This is a genomic window from Gemmatimonas sp. (assembly GCF_046594945.1).
In the GTDB taxonomy this organism is placed as follows: domain Bacteria; phylum Gemmatimonadota; class Gemmatimonadetes; order Gemmatimonadales; family Gemmatimonadaceae; genus Gemmatimonas.
In genome coordinates, this window is the sequence record NZ_JBKJRB010000040.1 from 55,318 (window position 1) to 77,745 (window position 22,428).

At 64.0% G+C, this 22,428-nt stretch carries 17 protein-coding genes; 12 read left to right on the forward strand and 5 right to left on the reverse strand.

Translation table 11 applies throughout. From position 1 onward, the window contains the following. Positions 1-16: 16 nt before the first annotated feature. On the forward strand, positions 17-541 hold the full coding sequence (locus tag ACLL97_RS04865) for a DUF411 domain-containing protein (RefSeq protein WP_411279353.1): 525 nt from the start codon (positions 17-19) through the stop codon (positions 539-541). Beyond that, a complete protein-coding gene (locus tag ACLL97_RS04870) occupies positions 541-1,056 on the forward strand; it encodes a GNAT family N-acetyltransferase (RefSeq protein WP_411279354.1) in 516 nt (171 codons plus the stop codon). The genes ACLL97_RS04865 and ACLL97_RS04870 overlap by 1 nt, the downstream gene beginning before the upstream one ends. On the opposite strand, the gene ACLL97_RS04875 is transcribed toward ACLL97_RS04870, so the two are convergent. Then, positions 969-1,706, reverse strand: a complete 738-nt coding sequence (locus ACLL97_RS04875; RefSeq protein WP_411279355.1) for a lysophospholipid acyltransferase family protein — start codon at positions 1,704-1,706, stop codon at positions 969-971. The genes ACLL97_RS04870 and ACLL97_RS04875 overlap by 88 nt on opposite strands. A gap of 68 nt (positions 1,707-1,774) precedes the next feature. Next, on the reverse strand, positions 1,775-2,677 hold the full coding sequence (locus ACLL97_RS04880) for a GNAT family N-acetyltransferase (RefSeq protein WP_411279356.1): 903 nt from the start codon (positions 2,675-2,677) through the stop codon (positions 1,775-1,777). Between the two features lie 169 nt (positions 2,678-2,846). Here ACLL97_RS04880 and ACLL97_RS04885 point away from each other — a divergent pair, with 169 nt between their 5' ends. The 4 genes from ACLL97_RS04885 to ACLL97_RS04900 all read left to right on the forward strand — a co-directional run bounded on the left by ACLL97_RS04885 (position 2,847) and on the right by ACLL97_RS04900 (position 7,403). Continuing rightward, complete coding sequence (locus ACLL97_RS04885; RefSeq protein ID WP_411279357.1) at positions 2,847-3,611, forward strand: esterase family protein; 765 nt, start codon at positions 2,847-2,849, stop codon at positions 3,609-3,611. Positions 3,612-3,733: 122 nt separating this feature from the next. After that, on the forward strand, positions 3,734-4,942 hold the full coding sequence (locus tag ACLL97_RS04890; RefSeq protein ID WP_411279377.1) for a dipeptidase: 1,209 nt from the start codon (positions 3,734-3,736) through the stop codon (positions 4,940-4,942). After that, positions 4,942-6,114 carry a twin-arginine translocation signal domain-containing protein gene (locus ACLL97_RS04895; RefSeq protein WP_411279358.1) on the forward strand — a complete coding sequence of 391 codons (1,173 nt, stop codon included), beginning with the start codon at positions 4,942-4,944 and terminating at the stop codon, positions 6,112-6,114. Before ACLL97_RS04890 ends, ACLL97_RS04895 begins: the two co-directional genes overlap by 1 nt. Next, on the forward strand, positions 6,114-7,403 hold the full coding sequence (locus ACLL97_RS04900) for an NTP/NDP exchange transporter (RefSeq protein ID WP_411279359.1): 1,290 nt from the start codon (positions 6,114-6,116) through the stop codon (positions 7,401-7,403). Before ACLL97_RS04895 ends, ACLL97_RS04900 begins: the two co-directional genes overlap by 1 nt. 37 nt (positions 7,404-7,440) lie before the next feature. Here ACLL97_RS04900 and ACLL97_RS04905 read toward each other — a convergent pair whose 3' ends face one another. Continuing rightward, a complete protein-coding gene (locus ACLL97_RS04905) occupies positions 7,441-8,061 on the reverse strand; it encodes a hypothetical protein (RefSeq protein ID WP_411279360.1) in 621 nt (206 codons plus the stop codon). Between the two features lie 244 nt (positions 8,062-8,305). Here ACLL97_RS04905 and ACLL97_RS04910 point away from each other — a divergent pair, with 244 nt between their 5' ends. The 5 genes from ACLL97_RS04910 to ACLL97_RS04930 all read left to right on the forward strand — a co-directional run bounded on the left by ACLL97_RS04910 (position 8,306) and on the right by ACLL97_RS04930 (position 19,273). Further along, on the forward strand, positions 8,306-8,959 hold the full coding sequence (locus tag ACLL97_RS04910; protein WP_411279361.1) for a TetR/AcrR family transcriptional regulator: 654 nt from the start codon (positions 8,306-8,308) through the stop codon (positions 8,957-8,959). Positions 8,960-9,046: 87 nt separating this feature from the next. Next, positions 9,047-10,438 (forward strand): TolC family protein, encoded by a 1,392-nt coding sequence (locus tag ACLL97_RS04915; RefSeq protein ID WP_411279362.1) that lies wholly within the window; start codon positions 9,047-9,049, stop codon positions 10,436-10,438. Positions 10,439-10,465: 27 nt separating this feature from the next. Next, positions 10,466-11,641, forward strand: a complete 1,176-nt coding sequence (locus ACLL97_RS04920; protein WP_411279363.1) for an efflux RND transporter periplasmic adaptor subunit — start codon at positions 10,466-10,468, stop codon at positions 11,639-11,641. Continuing rightward, entirely contained in the window at positions 11,638-14,742 is a 3,105-nt protein-coding gene (locus tag ACLL97_RS04925; RefSeq protein WP_411279364.1) for an efflux RND transporter permease subunit, read from the forward strand. The genes ACLL97_RS04920 and ACLL97_RS04925 overlap by 4 nt, the downstream gene beginning before the upstream one ends. 1,228 nt (positions 14,743-15,970) lie before the next feature. Continuing rightward, positions 15,971-19,273 carry a VPS10 domain-containing protein gene (locus tag ACLL97_RS04930; RefSeq protein WP_411279365.1) on the forward strand — a complete coding sequence of 1,101 codons (3,303 nt, stop codon included), beginning with the start codon at positions 15,971-15,973 and terminating at the stop codon, positions 19,271-19,273. Positions 19,274-19,316: 43 nt separating this feature from the next. Here ACLL97_RS04930 and ACLL97_RS04935 read toward each other — a convergent pair whose 3' ends face one another. Then, on the reverse strand, positions 19,317-20,438 hold the full coding sequence (locus ACLL97_RS04935; protein WP_411279366.1) for an EAL domain-containing protein: 1,122 nt from the start codon (positions 20,436-20,438) through the stop codon (positions 19,317-19,319). Positions 20,439-20,587: 149 nt separating this feature from the next. Further along, the gene (locus ACLL97_RS04940; protein ID WP_411279367.1) at positions 20,588-21,268 is read right to left on the reverse strand and encodes an ankyrin repeat domain-containing protein; all 681 of its coding nucleotides are present in this window, start codon (positions 21,266-21,268) and stop codon (positions 20,588-20,590) included. A 120-nt stretch (positions 21,269-21,388) separates the two neighbouring features. Between ACLL97_RS04940 and ACLL97_RS04945 the strand changes: the two genes are divergently transcribed. Beyond that, complete coding sequence (locus ACLL97_RS04945) at positions 21,389-22,402, forward strand: glycerophosphodiester phosphodiesterase (RefSeq protein ID WP_411279368.1); 1,014 nt, start codon at positions 21,389-21,391, stop codon at positions 22,400-22,402. The last annotated feature ends 26 nt before the right edge of the window (positions 22,403-22,428 follow it).

The window sequence follows — 22,428 nt, forward strand, 5'->3', positions numbered from 1 at the left end:
CTATACTTCTCCATATATGAGCCAACAAGCGGACGTTTCTCTCCCGCCAAACCGGCGCGCCTTCCTTCTCGCTGCCGCCCAGCTCGGCGTCGCGTCGCTCGCCACCGTACTCGGCGCTCGGGTGCTCGAGGCCGAGCCAGCGCCCAAGCGAGTGGTGACCGGCACCGCCCTGCCGCCGATGACGGTCTATAAAGACCCGAACTGCGGCTGTTGCACCGAATGGGTGAACCATGCGCGGAAGGCCGGGTTCGTGGTCACCGTGCGTGACACCGCCGACATGGATAGCGTGAAGGCGTCCTTTGGAGTGCCCTCGGCCCTGCAATCCTGCCATACGGCGCGAGTCGGGGCCTACGCGATCGAAGGACACGTGCCCGCCGACGTCATCCAGAAGCTGCTGCGCGAGCAGCCGGTCGCGCGCGGACTGGCGGTACCGGGGATGCCGATGGGTTCGCCGGGTATGGAGCAGGGATCACAGAAGGACGCCTACGACGTGGTGCTGTTCGACAAGGCCGGCAAGACGCGGGTATACGCGTCGCGTTGATGGACACTGCCGCCGTGGAACGCTCGGCGTGGCCCCTGCGGGTCATGCACGCGCACGACGATGACGTGGCCGAGATTGTGGCCCTCAACAACATGTTTGCCCCCGACGGTCTCACGCTTCATCGGAGCGAAGCGTTTGTGGTGAGCCACCTGCAGGACTATCAGGTGGTCCGGGGCGCCGACGGCAAGCTGCTGGGTCAGGTCGCGCTCGACGAGTATTCGCCGTCGCTCGTCGAAATCGTGTCGCTCGCGGTGGCCCCCGATGCGCAGGGTCACGGCCTCGGTCAGCGGCTGATTACGGCGGCAGAAAAGCTGGCGAGAGAACGTGGCTACCCCGAAGTGTTCGCCATTTCGCTGGCCGAGCCGCTCTTTCTGCGCATGGGATTCGACGAGTCCACGATTCTGCGCTACCCCGAAAAAATTGCGCGTTACCGGGCAATCTCGCGGTCCGAGCTCTCCATCGGTCGGAAGTTCTGCTTCGCGAAAGCGCTGACCCCGTTTCCCACCGCCGACTGACCCACTTTTAGACGACGGGCGGTCACGATGATCGCTCGAGCGTCTGCGCTTTGCACTTTTCGAGTCGGTCCTGCGGGCAACGGCGTGAGAACGCGTATCTCAAACGTGGCCTGTCGCAGTGCACGCAGGCGCGGCAGATGCGCCAGCAGCGTCTCGTCGCCAAACCAGCAGAGCGTCTCACCTCGCCCATCGGCGGCGTGCGCGGACAAGGCGACGGGGACCACGGGCACGCCAGCGATCACCGCCGCTTCCACCAGCGATGAGCGAAAGGGCAGCAGCTGACGACCGTTGGTGGTGGTGCCTTCCGGGAAGAGCACCACCCGGGTGCCTTGCTCCAACGACGCCCTGAGCACGGCGACGGCGCGCCGCAGGTCGCGTTTGTGACGCCGATCAATCCAGATCACGCCGAGTGCCTCGCCCAGAACACCCACCACTGGCCATTCGCGCACGTCGTCCTTCGCTACGAAGGTGCAGTCGTAGTGCGCCACCATGGCTACGATGTCGATCCACGAGAGGTGATTCGCCACCAGCAACGCCGGTCCGGGCGGCAGGACACCGAATGTACGCACGTCGATGCGTAGCAGGTGCAGCACGATTCGACAGAGCCAACGGACGCTGACACGCACGCCCAAGCGGACGATGGCGTGCACCGCACGCGTGCTCCGAGCGCGCATCACCCGCAACCGCATCACCCGCGACCGCATCACCCGCAACCGCATCACCCGAACAGTGACGCGTAGCTCCGCGCATCCATGTCGTGGACGTCCAGCAAGACGAGGAAGTCCGTCGTTCCGAAGGCGTAATCCAGCGCTGGCGCGCCGCAGACTTTGGCACCGAGCGACAGATAGCCTTCAAATAGCGGAGGAAGGGCGGCCGTGAGTGCGGTCGCGTCGACAAGAGGTCGGACCCGGCCGTCATCGGCGAGCGCCCGCGCGGCGGGACGCGGCCGCACGAGAACCCGGTCATGGAAGGCGCACCGTGCGTGGAGCGCCTTCCATGCCACGACGGCCGGTTCCGAGGCAACGCCCGGCAGCGAGCAGCAGCCGAAGAGATAGCGCTTGTCGTTCCACTGCAGATAGCGCGCGATGCCTTTCCACAGCATTCGGAGCACGCGTCCCGAGCGATGCGCGGGATCGACGCAGGCCCGGCCGATTTCAACGGCACCCGCCAACACCAAGCCCGGCACGGCGCCCAGTTCGAACAGCGTGGCGCTGTAGAAGCCATGCCGTGTGGCGGCCATAACGGCCGTTTGCAGGCGATACGTGCCGACGATCGCGCCCGTACTGCGCTCGCAAATCATGAGGTGGTGGAACCAGGGATCCCGTTCGTCGGCGTCACGCGAGCTGGCGAGCGACGCCGCGACGGTCTGGTCACGCGCTTCACTCCGTCCTTCACCCAGCTCCTGGCAGAACACGCGGTATCGGAGTGATTGCACCGCATGCAGGTCGTGACGGGACCAGGCGAAGCGGAGCACATACGTTCCGGTCTCGACGATGCCGGGCGGAATGCTGTCGACGTGGTGCGGGAAGACGTCCGCTTCGAGCGGGGCGACGGGGGTCGGTTGGTCGCCTGCTGGCGTGAGGTACGGGGAGTTCGACGCGTCAAAAGCGCGAGGGAGCATCAGGCCTCCAGGGGTCAGTGACGTCCGACGCCGAGTGCTCGGACGGATGAACGTGCGTCGCCGTGGTACCGAACCGGCGGATGAATGACCACGGAACGGTCACTTCCCGGCAACGGTCCGTACCGGCTGCACTGGCCCCGCTGCGGCAGGTGGGTGAGCTTTCCCCTGCATGTCACCACAGTTCGTCGACCCCTCGCTGCCCAAGCGGATTGATCGTTGGCGCAGCCCCGCGCTCGGCCTCGAAATGCCGATCGTTTCGTATGGATGGCGCGGCCAGCCCGTGCTGCTCTTCCCGACAGCGGCTGCTGACTTTCTGGAGAATGAGCGTTTTTGGTTGATCAAGGCGATCGAGCCCCTGCTGATGCAGGGACGTATCCGCGTGTTCTCGATCGACAGCATCAACAAGCTGGCCTGGATGGATCGCAGCCTGCCCGTGGCGGAAGCGGGACGGCGTCAGGCGCTGTACTCACGCTATATCGAAGACGAAGTGGTGCCATATATCCGCCACGTGTGCGGCGACGGACAGGCCCGCGCGATTACCACCGGCGCGAGCTTCGGGTGCTTCCATGCGGCGAACGCGTTCTTCCGTCGTCCCGATCTGTTCGGCGGACTGGTCGGCATGAGTGGGTTCTTCGACTTGGCGCCGAATTACCTGCACGGCTACAGCGACGACAATTGCTACTTCAACAATCCGATGTGGTACGTGGCGAATATGGAGGGCGGAGCGCTCGACCTGCTGCGTCATCACTCGAAGATTGCGTTGGTGGCTGGCCAGGGCGCGTACGAGAAGCCTGAGATGACGCGCAACTTCCACGATCTGCTCGATCGGAAGCAGATCGACCATATCTTCGACCTGTGGGGGCACGACGTGAACCACGACTGGCCGTGGTGGCGCAAGATGCTCCCGCACTTTCTGGAGCGACTCGGATGCTGAATGGCCGTCGTGGGTTTTGGGTGGTGAGTCTTGGGTTGGCGGTCGCCGTGCCTGCGTTGGCAACGGCGCAGGCGGGCGCCAAGAAGCCGGGCACGAAGGCGCCGAGTGCGTTGGCCGTGTCAATGAAGGATGCGTCGATCGAGGCGCGCTTGGCATACGTGCGCAAGCTGCTGCGCAACGCGCCGCTGGTGGACGGGCACAACGATCTCCCGTGGGCGATGCGTGAAGCGGCGAAGGATCCCCTCGATGTGGTGGCGTACGACCTCCGCCGCAAGACGGCGGGCATGACCGACATCGCGCGACTGCGCAAAGGCATGGTGGGCGGACAGTTCTGGTCGGTGTATATCCCCGGCGAGGTGCGCGACTCCGGGTACGCGCGCATTCAGCTTGAACAGATCGACATCGCCAAGCGCGTGATCGCGCGCTATCCCGATGTGTTCGTTCCGGCCTTTTCTGCCGCCGACGTACGCACGGCGTATGCGCAGGGTAAGATCGGCTCTTTGCTCGGCATGGAAGGCGGACACGCGATCGAGAATTCGTTGGGTGCACTGCGCTCCTACTACGAACTCGGCGCGCGCTACATGACGCTCACGCACAACGTGACGCTCGACTGGGCCGACGCTGCCAATGACGTGCCGCGCCACCGGGGACTCACCGCGTTCGGCAAGGAAGTGGTACGCGAAATGAACCGGCTTGGCATGCTGGTTGATCTGGCGCATACGTCGCCAGCGGTGATGAGTCAGGCGCTTTCGGTAACCGAAGCGCCGGTGATCTGGTCGCATGCCGCGGCCCGCGGTATCACCGATGTGCCGCGCAACGTGCCCGATTCAATTCTCGCCCGACTGCCGAAGAACGGCGGCGTAGTAATGGTGACGTTCGTGCCGGGCTTCGTGTCGCAAGCGGTCGCGAATTACGGCGCGCAGGTCACGGCGGTGCGCGACTCCATTGCCAAGCGGTTTCCGAACGACAACGACGCGCAGTTCAAGGCCGTGGCGGCGTGGCGTGAAACGCACCCCACGCCGATCGCGACGATTGCCGACGTGGCCGACCATCTCGATCACCTCAAGCAGATCGCCGGCGCGGCTCATGTGGGGATTGGCGGAGATTTCGACGGCATTACGGAAACCGTTCAGGGCCTCGAAGATGTCTCCACGTATCCCACGTTGTTCGCGGAACTACTGAAGCGCGGCTGGACCGACATGGAACTCAAGGGCCTCGCCGGCGAGAATGTGCTGCGTGCGCTGAAGGGTGCGGAGACGGTGTCGGCGCTCCTGCGCAAAACGCGTCCCGCGTCCACCAAGACCATCCAACAACTCGACGGACGCCGCTGATGAGCCTTGATCGTCGCACCTTCCTGACGCACACCGCCCTGCTCGGCGGCGCGGTTGGGCTGGGACTACCCGTCGCTGCCGGCGCCGTCAGCGCCAACGGGATGCACTCGCTGGTGTATCGTCCGGAAGCGGGAAGCGCGCAGCCGACACCGCTCCGCATTCTCATTCTCGGCGGCACCGGGTTCATCGGGCCGAATCAGGTGGAGTACGCGCTCGCCCGGAAGCACAGCGTCACGTTGTTCAATCGCGGCAAGACGAACGCCACCCTGTTCCCGAAGGTCCCGCGCATTCTTGGTGATCGCAATCTGGCCGGCGGTCACGATGGGTTGAAGCAGGGCACCTGGGATGTGGTGATCGATAATCCCACGCGCAATCCGTTGTGGGTACGCGGTGCTGGCGAAGCGCTCGAAGGGCGCGTGGGTCAATACATCTTCGTGTCCACGATTTCGACCTACCGCGACAACTCGATCGTGGGCATGGACGAGAGCGGTCCACTGCACGCGCCGGGCGCGCCGGCGGTGTGGGCCAAGAACGATGTCGGGAACTACGGTCCGAACAAAGTGCAGTGCGAGATCGATGCGAAGGCGCAGTTCGGCGCGGACAAGGTGACGATCGTGCGTCCCGGATTGATCGTGGGCCCCGGCGACTTGAGTGATCGATTCTCCTACTGGCCGGTGCGCATCGACAAGGGCGGTGAGATTCTCGCGCCGGGCACCCCCACCGACGCGGTGCAGTACATCGATGCTGAAGACCTCGGCCAATGGATGGTACGCCTCGCGGAGAACCACACCATCGGCACCTTCAACGCAACCGGACCCAAGTCGCCCACGAACATTGCCGAGATGTTGTACGGCATCAAAGCCGTGACCAGCAGCGATGCTCACTTCACGTGGGTGGCGGCCGATTTCCTGGCGGAGCATCAGGTGCGGGCGTGGAGTGACATGCCGGTGTGGATGCCGCCCACCGGGCGCACGGCCGGTTTCATGTCGGTGAACTGCAACAAGGCATTCGAAGCCGGGCTGACTGTGCGTCCGCTGGCTGAAACGGCGAAGCATACGCTCGACTGGTATAAGACGCGCCCGGCCGCTGAGCAGGAAAAGGCGAGAGCGGGACTTGTGCCGGAGAAGGAGACGACGGTGCTGGCGGCGTGGCACGCGAAGGTCGGAAGGTAGTGATCCGTCGCGTCATGGCGAAGCTGGTCACGGTGGAAGAAGGCGAGTGGCGGGCCACGCTGCTCGCCTTCACGTTCTTTTTCTTCCTGCTGGCCAGCTACTTCATCCTGCGCAGCATTCGCGATGCGATCGGTGTTGCGGCGGGGACGGCGAAATTGCCATGGTTGTTTACGGGCACCCTGGTCGCGACGCTGCTGGCGAATCCGCTGTATGCCACGATCGTGTCGCGGCTGCCGGTGCGTCGGTTCATTCCGATCGTGTACCGCATCTTCGCGGCGTTGCTCGTTGGCTTTTCGGTGGCGGTGTACACCACCGGACCAGCAGAGGAGAGATATCTCGGACCGGCGTTCTGGATTTTCATCAGCGTCTTCAGTCTGTTCGTGCCGTCGGTGTTCTGGGGCTTCATGGCCGACACCTTCTACAGCGAACAAGGCAAGCGGCTCTACGGTTTTATCGGAGTCGGCGGGACGTTGGGCGGCATGTTCGGATCGAAGTTCACGTCGCTGCTGGCGACGAGCGTCGGTACGCCGGTGTTGATGCTGATGTCGGTGGTGATGCTCGAATGTGGTGTGCAGGTGATTCGCCGGTATCCACCGAGCTTCCGCGCAGAAACGCGCGATCGTGAGGCCGCGCAGCGGTCGGTTGGCGGTACCTCGCTGGCCGGTATCACGCATGTCGTGCGGTCGCCGTACCTGCTCGGCATCTGTCTGTTCATGCTGCTCTTCACGATCGGTACCACCGTGCTGTACTTCCAGCAGGCCGAGATCGTGGGCGCCAAGTTCGCAGACCGCGAATCTCGAACGGCATTTTTGGCGAATCTCGACTTCTATGTGCAGCTGCTCACGGTGCTCGCGCAGCTGTTCATTTCCGGGCGCGTGATCAAGTGGATCGGCGTTGGCATGACGCTGGCGATTCTACCGCTGGTGAGCGTGATCGGGTTCGGTGCGCTCGGGGTGTGGTCATCGCTGTCACTGTTCGTGGCATTCACGGTAATTCGTCGCGCGGGCAACTATGCGTTTGCGAATCCCGGACGAGAAGTGCTGTTCTCGGTGATTCCACCCGAAGACAAATACAAGGCGAAGAACTTCATCGACACGTTCGCGTACCGCAGCGGCGATCAGATCGGGGCCTGGAGTTACGCCGCCATGTCAGCTGCTGGTCTCGCGGTGAGTTCCATCGCGTTGATCGCCGCGCCGATGAGCGCGGTGTGGCTGGTCGTGGCGTTGTGGCTGGGACGGCGTCACACGGTGCTGTCGAAGGCGGAAGCAGCGACCACCCCTGCCCCGTAGCGCACTCCCGACGTCCCACTCCATACTGCCTCCTGTTTTACGGCGGCACCATCTTCACGAAGCCGTCGTACTTCCACGCGCCGCCCACGCGGAGCCAGCGTTCGCAGAAGGTGTAGCGATGCGTCTGCGGGACTTGTCCTTCGAGAGCCGGCGCCGCGGTGAACTGGGTGGTGTACGAGAGATTGATCTCGTGCGACAATTCGCCGCGCTCGAGGCGGGTAATGGCCACCCAGACGCCCGTGGGGTTCGCGCATCCCACGCCACCGACAGCGGGGCAGGGTTCGATATCGAGGGCACCGGTGTCGCTCCAGTCGGTGATCGGGCCGAACGCGATCGGGGCGAGCGATTGTCCGTTGTAGTGACGGACCGCGTCAGTGGTGGCTGTGCGACCGAACCGTTTGGCGCTGTATTCGGCGATCGGGATGCCGGCAGGGCGATCCTGCGTAATAATCCTGATGATTGCGCGCGAGATCAGTGATTCAGGATCCGGCAGCGACCAGGCGCCGGACGGAGCCTGCGACCGGGCCGTCACGACGCGCGTTTGTGCACCAATTGAGTGCCACGGCCCACCGACACCAAACACGACCAGCGCCACCGCCGTCGTAACGCGGTCGCGAATGACGCGAGAGGGGACTACCGTGAACAATGAGGTGGGCATGGTCGGCTCGTGAATCCTACACTGATGTTGGTCGCGCGTCGCTGGACTCGCTGAGTTTCATCCCATGTGCTATCCCGTGCGGTGACACGGGACACGCTACCGCGAGCAACCGCTCGAGCTGGACTATCTGTGGGCGGCGCTGTGTATTGTAAGGGCGCCGTACGTGATGTTCAGCAGCAGTGGCGGGTGTCCTGATGGCGCGACTCACTTGACAGCGTTAAGTGAACCACTCACATTTCCATTCATGACCACGTCCGCCATTCGCACCGCTTCGCTGGCCCGCCGGGAACGGCAGAAGGCCGAGACGCGCCAGGCTATCCTGGACGCGGCGCGGGAGCTGTTCGTGTCGGATGGCGTGGAGGCGACGACCATGCGGGCGATCGCGGCCAAGATCGGCTATACGCCGACGGCGATCTACCACCACTTCCGGGACAAGGACGCCCTGATTGTGGAATTGTGCATGGCCGACTTTTCGTCGCTGGGTCAGGCGATGTACAAGATTGGCCGGATCGAGGATCCGGTTGAGCGGCTGCGGCGGATGGGGTTGGCATATACCGACTTCGCACTCGATAATCCGAGCCAGTATCGGTTCATGTTCATGACATCATTAAAGCACCCGATGCTCGATGCCGATGGACATGTGGTCAAATCGCCAGACGAAGATGCCTATGGGTTTCTCCTCCAGACCGTCACCGAAGGGATTCAACAAGGCGTCTATCGTCCTGAACTGAGCGATGCGCCCGAGCTCGCGCAGATGGTCTGGGGCGGCATTCACGGCATCATCTCACTCTGGTTTACCCACTGCGGTGACCCACATATCGTGCTTCGCGACCCCCGAGAAACCGTGCGAACCATGTGCGACGCCATGATTCGGGGCAGTCTTCGAAACTCCGCCTAACGGAATTCCGTCAGGCAGTCAGCTCCACCGGACGCTTCGGCGTCCTTCTTTTGGCTTCTCTACTTAACACTGTTCTATAGGCGAGCAATGTTCTACACACTACCGATGTTCAAAGTAAACCACGCGATGCTCGCCGTCGCCGTCGTCGCGCTCTCGGTCGGCGTGACGGTGGTTGCCCGCGCGCAAGCGTCGCCAAGTGCCCGCCAGCTCCTCGACGGCTATGTCGCCGAAGCGCTCGCCGCCAACCTGACCATCGCCCGGCAGTCGGCGGCGCTCACTCGCGCCGACGCCGGAGTCCGCGAGGCCAACGGTCGATTCCTGCCCAGCGTCGGCCTCAACGCGCGCTACTCGGAGTTCAGCGGCGTCGTGAACATCGGGGACTTCATCAACCCGGCCTACGCGGCGCTCAATCAGCTGATTGGGCAATCGCGGTTTCCTACCGATGTGAACGCGACCCTCCCATTCCGTCAGGAAACCAAGCTCGAACTCACGCAGCCGCTCTTCAACGACGCGTTGTTTGGAGCGCGCGCCGCCGCCCGCGCGCAACGGGATCTCGTTGGCGCCACCCGGAAGGCCGCCATGCGCCAGCTCTCGGCCGACATCCAACAGGCCTGGCTCGGCTACGCCAGCACGGTGCGCGCGGTCGAAACCCTCGAGAGCACATTGCCACTGCTCGACGAAAACGTGCGCGTCAGTGAACGCCTCATTGGCGCCGGACAGGCGACGCCCGACGTGCTGCTGCGCGCGCGGGCCGAGCGAAGCGAACTGTTGCAGCAGATCCAAGAGGCGACGAGACAGCGCCATTCGGCGCGACGCGGATTCAATCTGCTCCGTAATCGCGACGACGAGAGCCCCATCGCGCTCGCGGACGACAGCACGTTGGTGCTCGTCGACTCACTGTCTCGCGCGGCGCTTCTCTCCTCTGCGCTCAGGCATCGCGAAGAGCTGGCGCAAGCGGGTAGCGGTATCACGCTCGCGCGCGCGCAGCAGCGCATCGCCGCCGCGGCCTACTTGCCCAACCTTGCGCTGGCAGCGAGCTACGGGGTGCAGGGCGACCGCTATCGTTTCGACAATCGCAGCGATGTCGGTCTCGCCTCACTGGTGCTGTCGTGGAACGCCTTCAATGGTGGACAGGACGCGGCCCGTCGTGCACAAGCCAACGCCACGCGCACCGAAGCGGTTTATCGTCGCCGCGAAGCCGAGCGAGCGATCACGCTGCAGGTGGGCAATGCTTTCGACGCCGTGCAGTCAGCGCGGAGCACGCTCGTGACTGCCGACGATCGCCTAGCGAGTGCGCAGCGCGCCTTTTCGCTGGTGCAGCGCCGATTTGCCGAGGGGCTGGCCACGCCCGTGGAATTCCTGAGTGCACGCACCGCGTTCACGTCGGCCGCGATCAACCAGGTGATCACCCGCTTCAGCTTCGCCACCCGTGTGGTGGAACTCGAACGCGCCGCGGCACTGCGCGCGCTGCCGAACTGACGCACCGCCACGAGCCAACAGACAGCCATGTCCACACCCTCCGCCCTCATGACCATGCATATCACGCGCACTATGATCTCGCTCCGCCCCACCATGCTGCTCACGGCGGCCATGCTCCCGCTGCTCGCCGCCTGCGACCGCACACCCGCACCCGACGCGTCGAGCACGCCGGGCCTGCCCAGTGCGCCAGCGCTCTCGGTAAGCGTGGCGACCGTGTCCGACAGCATGGTCACCGACCACGTCACCGCCACCGGCACCTTCGGCTCACGCGACGAGATCCCGCTGGCATTCAAGATCGGCGGCATCGTCTCGCAGGTGCTGGTCGACGAAGGCGCATCGGTGCAACGCGGCCAGCTGCTCGCGTCGCTCGACCTGCGCGAGATCAACGCCTCGGTGGACAAGGCGCAGGTGGGGTTCGACAAGGCGCAGCGCGATCAGGCCCGGGTGCAGCGTCTCGCGACCGACAGTGTTGCCACCCTCGTGCAATTGCAGGACGCGACATCAGCCCTCGAGGCCGCGCGCTCGGACCTCATCACGGCCAAGGTCAATCGGGAGTATGCGACGATCGTCGCGCCGGAGACGGGCATCGTGCTGCAACGACTGGTCACCGCGGGGTCGAACGTATCGCCGGGAACCCCGATCATGCACTTGGGTGGTACGCGTCGGGGCCGAGTGCTGCGCGTGGGATTGCCCGATCGCGATGCACTGCGCGTACACCTTGGCGACGCGGCCAGGGTGCATTTCGACGCCTTGCCTTCGCGCACCTTTGCCGGTCGTGTGCAGCTAGTTGGACGTTCGGCCGATCCGCGCACGGGCACGTATGCCGTCGAAATCACGGTAGATGGCGCCGACGCCCTACCGAGTGGACTGGTAGGCGCGGTCGCGATTGCGGCGCGCGGGACGAGGAGTGGCACCACGCTCGGGTCCTCGGTATCCGTGGATGCCTTGCTGGAGGCCGACCGCGACTCGGCCACCGTGTATACCGTGGCCGAAGCGCGTGATGCGCGCGGCTACTTGATCGCACAACCTCAACGGATCCGCGTCACTGGCGTGAGCGGTGATCGTGTGCACCTCGAAGGGATTGCCGCTCAGACGCGCATCGTCACGCGCGGCGCGGCCTACGTGACCGCAGGAGCCCGCGTCCGTATCGTGACCGCCGACACGCTCACCGCCGCGCTGAAGGCCAAGGCGGTGGTGCCATGAACTTCATCAGCAAGCTGGCTGAGTTTTCGGTGAAGCGGTGGCAGTTCACCGTCCTGCTGTTCCTGATGTTTGGCGCCCTCGGCGTCACGAGCTGGTGGGCGATTCCCCGCGCCGAGGACCCCGACTTCCCGGTACCGATTTATACCACGGTGGCCGTGTATCCAGGCGCCTCGCCGGAGGACATGGAGCAGCTCGTGACTGAGCCCATCGAAAAGCGGCTCAAATCACTCACCGAGGTGAAAAAGCTCGAGTCCACCAGCAGCGACGGGCTGTCGGTGATCAAGATCGAGTTCGATTCGGAGTCGGACGCCGAGCGGAAGTACGATCAGGTGATCCGTGAGGTCAATGCGCTGCGCCCCGAATTGCCAGCGTCGCTGCAGCGACTTGAAGTGCTGCGCAACGAGAACTCCGACCTCACGGTGTTTCAGCTGGCCTTGGTCGCGCCACAGGCACCATACGCGCAGGTGGATGACATTGCCAAGCGATTTGAAGACGCGTTGGAGCGCGTGCCGGGTGTGAAGAAGGCGGAGCGATGGGCCGCGCCGCCGCGCGAAATGCAGGTCGCGCTCGATCTGGGGCGTATGGCGCGCCTCGGTCTCACTCCCACTCACGTGCTGAACGCCCTCGGCAGTGACAACGCGCAAATCCCCGGCGGATCGATGGATGTGGGCACTCGCCGATACAACATTGCCACCACCGGTCGTTACAAGACCGCCGCCGACGTCGAGCGCACGGTGATCGCGGGTGCGAACGGGGCGGTGGTGCGCGTGCAGGATGTCGCGACGGTGCAGTGGGGTGACGGCGATGCGGTGCACATGGGACGCTGGAATGGCCAGCGGGCGATGTGGGTGACCGTCGCCGTACAAAAGGGAAAGAACGTGTCGGCGGTCAAGTCCGACGTATGGGCCGCGCTCGATGAGCTTGAAGAGGGATTGCCCAAGGGCATTACGCTGGCGCGAGGCTTCGATCAATCGGCGAACGTTGATCGTCGCCTGTCGCAACTCGGAAAGGATTTCGCCCTGGCGCTCTTGCTGGTGCTCATCACGCTGCTGCCGCTCGGCACACGCGCGTCGGTGATCGTGATGATCTCGATTCCGCTGTCGCTGTCCATGGCCGTGATGCTGCTGTACGCTACAGGGTACAGCATCAATCAGCTGTCTATCGTGGGCTTCGTGATTGCGCTGGGTCTGCTGGTGGATGACTCGATCGTGGTGGTCGAGAACATCTCGCGATTCCTGCGCAACGGATACACGCGCACCGAGGCCGCGATCGAGGGCACGAAGCAGATCGGTGTGGCGGTGTTGGGTGCCACCGGCACGCTCATCTTTGCCTTCTTGCCACTGCTGTTCCTGCCGGGCTTGGCCGGTAAGTACATCCGTTCGTTGCCCATTGCCGTGGTGTACGCGGTAGTCTCGTCGCTGTTCGTATCGCTCACGATTATCCCGTGGTTGGCCAGTCGGCTCATGCCGCGCACGGAGCACGCCGAAGGCAACTGGGTGTTGCAGTGGCTCGACCGCGGCATTCATCGCACCTATGCGCCGCTGCTGCATCGCGCCTTGGCGGCACCGCGCACAACGTTGGTGTTCGCGCTGCTGCTGGTGGTGGGCTCGGTGGCGTTGGTGCCGGTGGTGGGCTTCTCGCTGTTCCCCAAGGCTGGTACCCCGCAGTACCACGTGGATATCGAAACGCCCGAGGGCACGTCGCTGGCTGAAACTGATCGCGCGGCGCGCTACGCCGAGGCAGTGATTCGACAGCATCCGGACACGCGTGGCGTGTTTGCGAACGTGGGCAAGGATAACCCGGTGGTGTATTACAACGTGTTTCAGCGGGCCGAGGCGCCGAACCGCGGTCAGCTGATTGTGCTGTTGAACGCGTACGACAACGTGCGCACGCCGATAGCGCTCGATTCGCTGCGTCAAAGACTCACGTTGTATCCAGGCGCGCGAATTGAGTTGAAGGAATTCGAGAACGGACCGCCCATCGACGCGCCGATCGCCATGCGCATTGAAGGTATCAGTCTCGATACGCTGCAGCGATTGGCGGCGCAGTACGATGCGGTCTTCAAGCGCACTGAGGGCACGCAGTACGTCAACAACCCTGTGCGGTTGCGTCGGTCGGATCTCACGTTGGTGGTCGACAAGCAGAAGGCGGGACTGCTGGGCATTCCGAGCGTGGAGGTGGAGCGTACCTTGCGGCTCGGTATCGCGGGGCTGGAGGCTGGCACGATCCGCGCGGAGAATGGTGAAGAGTATCCGCTCATGGTGCGTATCGCGCACGACGGCCGTCCGGCGCTGGAAGCGCTCGATCGCATCCAAGTGAGCAGCGTGACCGGTGCGATGATCCCGCTGTCGCAGATCTCCTCCATGCGCTTCAGCGCGACGCCGACCACGATTGATCATGTGAATCGTCAGCGCTCGGTCACGATCACGAGCTACGTGCAGTCGGGGTACAACACCGACGCGGTTACCAAGCAGATCATGGCGGCGCTTGATTCGATCGCGTTGCCCACCGGCTACGTGATGCATCCCGCCGGCGAGATCGAGAGCCGCGAGGAAAGCTTCGGCGGCATCGGTGGCGCGATCATCGTGGCCGTGTTCGCGATCCTAGCGATCCTGGTGCTCGAGTTCCGCGACTTCCGCACCACGCTGGTGGTGGCCTCGGTGATTCCACTGGGCTTGGTGGGCGGCATCGTGGCGCTGCTGCTGAGCGGGTACACGTTGTCGTTCACCGCCATGATCGGCTTCGTAGCGCTGGTGGGCATCGAGATCAAAACCAGCATCCTGTTGGTGGACTTCACCGATCAGCTGCGGCGGCAAGGGGTGAGTCTCGACGACGCCATTCAGCAGGCCGGCGAGATCCGCTTTCTGCCGATCGTGCTCACTACGATGACGGCGATTGGTGGGTTGTTGCCGCTCGCCGTTCAGGGATCGGGGCTGTATTCGCCGCTGGCGTGGGTGATCATCGGTGGCTTGGTGTCGAGCACGCTGATCGCGCGGTTGGTGACGCCGGTGCTGTACAAGCTGCTGGCGCCGGCGTTGGAGGAGAGTGAGGAGCCGGTCGCGCAACGCGTGCCAGCGACGATGGTGCCAGCTCGCGGTTAGGGAAACTCTGACCACGGACTGCGTTTTCCGATGCTCTTGAACGGTTTCTCCAGGAGCTGGACGCGGTCAGTCCGTGGACGGCGCCGGTGGTGCTGGCAACCCCGCTCCGCGTATTCTGCATGCAGCAGTGGTTCCACTGGTTGGATCCGCCGGCGGACGATATGCGGTATGACTCCGCGGCGATGCGACGCTTTGCGCAGGTCTCTCTCCTCGACGATCGCGTTCGCGTCCATCCAGGCGTACGGTTTACGCAGCGGCGCGTTCGAATTACCACAATCACTTATGGTACGCTCAATGACGATACCATCCAGGAAAACCGCGGGCCTCACGCCAGCGCAGGTGACGCTCGCGATCGTTCGCTCAGCGTGTGCGGAGGCCCCGACAGTAGGCATCACCAGCGACCTCGCGACACGCGACCTCGTGACGGCTCGTGGTCGCGTCGTGAATCTCGACGGCGCTCCGCTCGATTCGTTTCGGGTTGTCGCGAGTGTTCCGGATTCTACGTGGTTCGACACGGTGGTCTCATTCATCACCTCGACCTCCGGCAACTACTCTTTACGACGTCGGCGAGTTGACACGGGTCGGGCAGATTCCGGGCTCGTCACGGTGACTGCGACATCCATCAAAGGCGGTGATCGCACGACTGATGGAATGTACCCGACTGGGCGGGAGACTGTCTGGCTTCCGTTCGTCGCGGAATCCGACAGGGTGACGTCACCTTCGCGTGACCTCATCGTGCCCTTCCGTCGCAGCTAGAACAGCGACGCCGCGCGAAAGACGCGCCCGTGGCGGACCCGCAATCCTTTTCGAATCCGTGTTCCCGATGTGTACAGCTCCGGTCGGAACACCAGCCGCAGTGGCCTCCACGAATTCATCAACAGCCTGAACACGGAAGAAACGGATTACACGGAACCGCACGGACAAGCCAAGTATCGCTTTTGCTTATCCGTGTGGTTCCCGTGAAATCCGTAGCTCAATCCGTGTTCCAGCTGTTCCCGATCTGTCGGCTACACGACTGCTGGTAGCCCGGCACGATCGCAAACAGCAGGAACACGGATGAATCGAATTGCACGATAACGACACGGATACGCCCAACCTTGGGCCGTGGCGGCCATCCCACCCGCAGTCGCCCGTCGCGACAACATTGCGGGTCGCCACGGCGTAGCCCATTGTTGGTCCCGCCCACGAAAGCTCGGGCCGCGTTGGTCCACCTCTGCACATCTCGCTCATGCGACATATTCGCGTCCTCGCCCTCGGCGCCGGCCTGTCCGTCCTGATGGCCAGTCCGCTCATGGCCCAGACGGCGCTGCCGCCCAAGGCTTCCATCGACGACGCCGTCGTCAACGCCCTGCGTTGGCGCAACATCGGCCCCGCCAACATGATGGGGCGCATTGTCGACCTCGAAGGCATCGCGTCGCCGTCAAAAACGTTTTACGTCTCCACCGCCGGCGGCGGCTTGTGGAAGACCACGAACAACGGCACCACCTTCAAGGCCGTGATGGACACGGCCCGTGTGTCGTCGGGTGGTGATCTCGCGATCGCGCCCTCCGACACCAACGTGATCTATTGGGGCACCGGCGAAGCCAACTCGCGGAATTCCATCTCCCCGGGCGGCGGTATCTATCGCTCCGGCGACGGCGGCAAGTCGTGGACGTTTTTGGGGCTCGCCGACACGCGCAGCATCGGTCGCGTTCAGGTGCACCCCACCGATCCGAACACCGTGTGGGTGGCGGCCCTCGGCCACCCGTGGGGGCCGAACAAGGAGCGCGGCCTTTACAAGACCACCGACGGCGGCAAGAATTGGCGCTTGGTCAAGTTCATCGACGAGAAGACGGGCTTCGTGGATGTGCAGTTGGACCCGCGCAATCCGAACACCGTCTGGGCATCGAGCTACGAGCGCGTGCGCGGTCCGTACTTCCTGAAATCGGGCGGCACTGGATCATCCCTGTGGAAGAGCACCGACGGTGGCGAAACGTTTACCGAGGTGAAGGGTGGTGGATTCCCCGCCACCACAAAGGGTCGTATCGAGATCGCCATCGCGCGCTCGAACCCCGACGTGATGTACACGATGGTCGAAGCCGATACGGCGCCGAACGCGAAGAAAGACGCCAAGGTTGCGCCGCAGAAGCGGCCGAGTGGCCTCTATCGCTCGGAAGACGCCGGCCAGACCTGGGCCTACATGAGTCCCGAGAACACGCGCCCGTTCTACTACTCTCAGGTGCGCGTCGATCCGAAAGATCCGAACCGCGTGTACTGGTCGTCTACGCCGGTAAAGTACTCCAGCGATGGCGGCAAGACGGCCGGCAGTACCACCGAAGGCATTCACGTGGATCATCACGCCATGTGGATCGACCCCAACGATCCGCAGCGCATCATTACCGGCAACGACGGTGGCGTCGCGGTCTCGAACGATCGTGGTGGCAACTGGTCGTTCCCCAATTCCATCGCACTCGGCCAGTTCTACAACATCTCGGCCGACATGGGTGTGCCGTACCGCGTGTGCGGCGGCTTGCAGGACAACGGATCGTGGTGTGGACCGAGTCGTCGCAAGCAGGGGCCGGTCACCAACGCGATGTGGCACAACGTAGGCGGTGGCGACGGCTTCGTGACGCAGCAGGATCAGACGAACACCGACATCATGTACTCCACCTCGCAAGGCGGCAACATGGGTCGTCTGAACTTCGCGACCGGTGAGCGCACGGGGCTACGCAAGCCGACGTGGCGCGACGGTGGCTACCTGCAGTGGAATGATTCCATCTACGCCGTGTGGCCCGATACCATTAAGCCCGCCAGCGCGGCGCAAAAGCGGCAGATGGCGGCGTATCGCATACGACAGCGTGCGGATTCGGTGGCGTACGCGCTACGATGGAACTGGAACACGCCGTATATCATCTCGCATCACAATCCGGCCACGCTGTATTTCGGCGCCAACCGTGTGCTGAAGAGTGTGAAATCCGGCGACGACATGTTCCCGATCTCCGGTGAACTTTCGTATGCTGATTCGGCCAAGCTGTACGTGGCGCTTAAAACGACGGGTGGCATCACGCCTGACGTGACCGGCGCCGAGACGTTCGGCACGGTGGTGTCGTTGAATGAGTCGTCGGTTCGCTCGGGGCTGTTGTATGCCGGCACTGACGACGGTCGGGTGTGGCTCACACGCAATGACGGCGCGCAGTGGGAAGAAGTGACGAAGAACTTCACTGGCGTGCCCGCCGGCAGCTACGTGTCGCGCATTGAGCCATCGCATTTCGACAGCGCGACGTTTTACGTGACGTTCGACAATCACCGCAACGACGATTACACGCCGTACGTGTTCGTCACGACGAACTTCGGCCGCACGTTCACGTCGATCGTGAACAACCTGCCGAAAGGTCAGACAGATTTCGTGCACGTAATCCGTGAAGACACGAAGAATCAGAATGTGCTCTTTGTGGGCACGGACGTGGGCGCGTATGTGTCGATCGATCGCGGTCAGTCGTGGCAGCGCTTCATGAGCGGACTTGGTACCACGCCGGTGCACGATCTGCTCATTCATCCGCGCGATGGTGAGCTCATTGCCGGCACGCACGGACGTTCCATCTGGGTCGCCGATATTACGCCGCTTCAGCAGATGACGTCGGCGGTCATGGCCGCCAAGACCACGCTGTTCGCGCCGCGTACGGCGTTCCAGTGGGGCGAGCAGACGATCAACGGCGGAAATGTGGGGCAGGGTGTGTTCCAGGGACCGAGCCCGGCCTATGGGGCATCGATCTGGTACCGGCTGTCGGAGAACGCCGGTGGTCAGGTACGCATGATCGTGCAGGACGCGAGCGGTGACACGATCCGCTCGCTCACCGGTCCGGGACAGGCTGGTCTGCACAACGTAGTGTGGGACATGCGCGCGCAGCGTCCGGCCCCGGCACGCATTGCGCTCACGCCGGCGCAGCTCCGCGACAGCATCAACACCAACCGTCGCGTGATGCGGGCGCTCGATTCACTCGAGAAAGCGGGGGCGGTACCGGCCCCGATGCTGGCCATGATTCGCACCACGGTGCAGACGGGTCAGCAGCCGCCGCAGATGGCCGCGATGTTGGGCGGCGCGTTTGGTGGTGGTGGTGGCGGCCGCGGTGGTGCCGGTGCCGGCGGCTTCCAGGATCGTCCCGGTGAAACGCGCGCACTGCCAAGCTTTGCCGCCCAAGCCGGTGGTCGTGGTGCAGCCAGCGGCGCAGCCAGCGGCGCAGCCAGCGGCGGTGAAGGGGCGCCCGAAGCCGCGGCGGGCCCGGCCGGCTTGCAGGCTATCTTCGGTCCGTTGCGCGACGCGCTGGGTGATGACTTCGCGGCCATCGGGATTTTCCCCGGCGGCGGTGGTGGTGGTCGCGGCGGACGTGGCGGGCAGAACGCGCTCGCGGCGACGGGCGACTACAAGGTCACCATTATCGTGGGTGGCACGTCGTACTCGAAGCTGCTGCGCATTGAGCGCGTGAGCGGCGGCGAAGGCGGCGGCGGATTCTTCGGGCTTGACGACGACGGACGCGAGCCGAAACACCAGTAGGTCGCGCGTCGCAGTCGCGGGACGCGGTCGCTGGTTGACGTCGCTACGCGGCGACGCCTACCGGCGACCGCTGGGGAATGGCAGAAAGCGGTATCGGTGCCGGTCGTGCAATCAGAAACCCCTGCACGTACTTGGCGCCGTGCTGCTGCACCCTCTCCAATTCGCCCTCGGTTTCAATGCCTTCCGCGAGGGCATCGATGCCGAGGGCGTTCGCGATGTCGAGCAGATTGGCCGCGATGCGCGCTTTGTACGGATCGCGATCGACGTCACGCACGAGCTCCATGTCGAGCTTCACAACATCGGGACGAAGCAGGTGAATCAGATTCAATGACGAATAGCCTGAGCCGACGTCGTCGAGGGCGATTCTGCAGCCCGCGTCGCGATAGTAGTCGAGAATGCGTCGGAGGTGCTTCGGATCGTGTGTGCGCTCGGTCTCGACGATCTCGAAAACCACTTGGCTGCGCTCGATACGCGCGTCGTCGATCGCCGCGACAGTGCTGCGGAGGCACGCTTTGGGATCGTAGATCGCGGTCGGTGCAAAGTTCACGAACAGCGCGTGCTTGAGCTGATGTGCATGCGCGTTGGCAATGGCCGATCGACGCGCGGCGAGATCGAGCTGGAAGAGCAGCCCGGCACCACGTGCGGTCTCGAACAGCGCGCCTGGCGAGATAAAACTGCCATCCGGATTCACGCCACGGAGTAGCGCCTCGTAGCCATAAATCTGGTCGGGGCGATCGGCGTGGACGATGGGCTGGAAGTGCGACGTGAGGCGGCGTTCACGCATGGCGGCCAGCAGCCATCCACTACGCGCCCTGATGACAACTCGCGAGAGCGGCTCCAGTCGTGCAATGTCGCTCGGCGTCGGCGCCACGTCCGGCAAACAGAACAAGGCTCGCGCGTCGTCCAGTTCCACCGTAGACAGGGCGTCGCCGAGGGCCTCGGCGATCGCCTCGCTGGGCGACGGATCGACGTGAAATACCGTGCCGTCGCCCACCGAAGGGCGGCCACTGATACCGAACTGACGGAGCGCCGCGCGCACTTTTCCGGCGACATAGTCCGCGGGGAACCAGCAGTGCAGGTCACCAGTCGTCAGGTTGGCCGGAGGCGGCAACTCACATCGTGCACAGGGGCGCACCTGCTTCGAGAAGGCAGCGGCATCGGACATCGGGAATCCACACAGAAAATCGTTGACAAGGCCTGAGTAAGTTGTCGTGCGCAGAGCCGGATCGTGGGTAAAGAGCACACAACCAGTAGACGCCGATTTTCAGTTTCCGTCGCAGTTTCGCCGTGGCGTCGAACTCTTGGTCTGAGGCGTTACTCGACCGACTCGATGTTGATGGCTGCGAGTTTCGTACCGAGGTCGGGGAATCCGCGCGCGAATGCCAGCATGGCGGGCGTGGATTTGTCGTCGGCCAGCGCATGCGCATCGGCTCCACGGGCGATGAGCAGATCACATAGCGGCTCAAAGCCGCGAGACGCGGCCAAATGCAGCGGCGTATTGCCGTGCGCGTCGCGCGCGGTCGCATCGGCGCCGGCAAACACTAGCCGACGCACCAGCACCGGCAGTGTATTGCCGGCCAGTGCGGCGTGCAGCGGTGAATTGCGCAGCGCGTTGGTGGAGTGCGCGTCGAGCGGCGCCCCATGATCGATCAGCAATGTGACGGCGTCATCTCGTCCAAAGAATGCGGCGAGATGAAGCGGCGCCCATCCATCGGTGCTGCGACGCACGCGGGCATCGTCGTCGTTCTCGATGGTGGTGCGTAGCGTGTTCACGTCGCCGAGCGCGGCGGCTTCGCAGGCGTCGATCGCGCGGCCAGGGTGCAACAGGTCGGCCAGCTCTGGTGCGCCCATGTAACAGGCGTGCAGGACCAGCGACTCCCCGCCCGTCGCCCGCGCCAGTGCCAGCGACGGATCGTCGGCCAGCATCGCCGAGATGGTGTCGCGGTCCTTTGAGCGGATCGCCGTCAGCAAGGCTTCAGGAGCGGTGCGAATCATTGGGAGAAACTCGACGTCGAGAGGAGCGCGTGGCTCAGGGCGGGCGTACAGTGTCTCAACTTGATCACGGGAGGCCGGATTGGCTATCGTTGCCCCCGGCCGGTGCGTTAAGCTCGCGGGATGCGTACTCGATACTGGCCCGTGTGCCGTGCCGTCGTTCCGACGCTCCTCGTCGCCTGCGTAACGTCGCCCGGGACGAGGGCGACCGAGCGGTCGCCCTCGGTCGTAGTCCCCGCGGCCACCCCGCTGGTCATCGCGCATCGTGGGGCCAGCGGACACCGCCCCGAGCACACGCTCGAGGGCTATGCGCTCGCGGTGCAGATGGGGGCTGACTATATCGAGCCCGATCTCGTGAGCACCAAGGACGGCGTGCTGGTGGCTCGTCATGAGAACGAGATCGGCGGCACCACGGACGTAGCGGTAAAGTTCGCCGCCCGGAAGACGCGCAAAGTGATCGACGGCGACACCATCAACGGATGGTTTACCGAAGACTTTACGTTGGCCGAGCTGCACACGCTCCGGGCCCGGGAGCGCTTGTCGTTCCGGTCGCACGCGTACGACGGGCAGTTTCTGATTCCGACCTTCGACGACGTGTTGGCGTTGGCCGATTCGTTGACACGTTCGAGCGGCCGTACCGTCGGGGTGTATCCGGAAACCAAGCATCCCACCTACTTCCGCCGCATTGGACTGCCGATCGAAGAGCGCATGCTGCGTGCTCTGCGTGCGCGTCGGCTCGATCGTCCAGAGGCGCCGGTGTTCATCCAAAGCTTTGAGAGCGGCAATCTACGCGCGCTCGCCACGCAAACGCGGCTTCGCCTGATTCAGCTCGTGTCGTCGGCGTCGCAGGTCACGCCGGCCGCGCTGCGCGACATCGCCACGTATGCCTACGGGATCGGGGCGAACACGCGACAGATCGTCGGCGACGATTCGGCGGCTGTGCCGACGTCGTTGATCACCGATGCGCACGCCGCGGGACTTCGGGTGCATGCGTGGACGCTTCGACCGGAGCCGGTGTTTCTTGCCAAGCGCTACGGTGGTGACCCGATCGCGGAAGTGCGGGAGCTGGTACGACTCGGTGTGGATGGCTTGTTCGGAGACTATCCGGATCAGGTCGTACGCGGCCTACGCCGGTAACACGCGCCGGTAATACGCGCCGGTAA

Excerpts from the sequence above, each read along its gene's own strand:
- ACLL97_RS04865 (WP_411279353.1), top strand. The coding sequence starts at position 17 with ATGAGCCAACAAGCGGACGTTTCTCTCCCGCCAAACCGGCGCGCCTTC.
- ACLL97_RS04870 (WP_411279354.1), top strand. The coding sequence starts at position 541 with ATGGACACTGCCGCCGTGGAACGCTCGGCGTGGCCCCTGCGGGTCATG.
- ACLL97_RS04880 (WP_411279356.1), bottom strand. The coding sequence starts at position 2,677 with ATGCTCCCTCGCGCTTTTGACGCGTCGAACTCCCCGTACCTCACGCCA.
- ACLL97_RS04885 (WP_411279357.1), top strand. The coding sequence starts at position 2,847 with ATGTCACCACAGTTCGTCGACCCCTCGCTGCCCAAGCGGATTGATCGT.
- ACLL97_RS04890 (WP_411279377.1), top strand. The coding sequence starts at position 3,734 with ATGAAGGATGCGTCGATCGAGGCGCGCTTGGCATACGTGCGCAAGCTG.
- ACLL97_RS04895 (WP_411279358.1), top strand. The coding sequence starts at position 4,942 with ATGAGCCTTGATCGTCGCACCTTCCTGACGCACACCGCCCTGCTCGGC.
- ACLL97_RS04905 (WP_411279360.1), bottom strand. The coding sequence starts at position 8,061 with ATGCCCACCTCATTGTTCACGGTAGTCCCCTCTCGCGTCATTCGCGAC.
- ACLL97_RS04910 (WP_411279361.1), top strand. The coding sequence starts at position 8,306 with ATGACCACGTCCGCCATTCGCACCGCTTCGCTGGCCCGCCGGGAACGG.
- ACLL97_RS04915 (WP_411279362.1), top strand. The coding sequence starts at position 9,047 with ATGTTCTACACACTACCGATGTTCAAAGTAAACCACGCGATGCTCGCC.
- ACLL97_RS04920 (WP_411279363.1), top strand. The coding sequence starts at position 10,466 with ATGTCCACACCCTCCGCCCTCATGACCATGCATATCACGCGCACTATG.
- ACLL97_RS04925 (WP_411279364.1), top strand. The coding sequence starts at position 11,638 with ATGAACTTCATCAGCAAGCTGGCTGAGTTTTCGGTGAAGCGGTGGCAG.
- ACLL97_RS04930 (WP_411279365.1), top strand. The coding sequence starts at position 15,971 with ATGCGACATATTCGCGTCCTCGCCCTCGGCGCCGGCCTGTCCGTCCTG.
- ACLL97_RS04935 (WP_411279366.1), bottom strand. The coding sequence starts at position 20,438 with ATGTCCGATGCCGCTGCCTTCTCGAAGCAGGTGCGCCCCTGTGCACGA.
- ACLL97_RS04940 (WP_411279367.1), bottom strand. The coding sequence starts at position 21,268 with ATGATTCGCACCGCTCCTGAAGCCTTGCTGACGGCGATCCGCTCAAAG.
- ACLL97_RS04945 (WP_411279368.1), top strand. The coding sequence starts at position 21,389 with ATGCGTACTCGATACTGGCCCGTGTGCCGTGCCGTCGTTCCGACGCTC.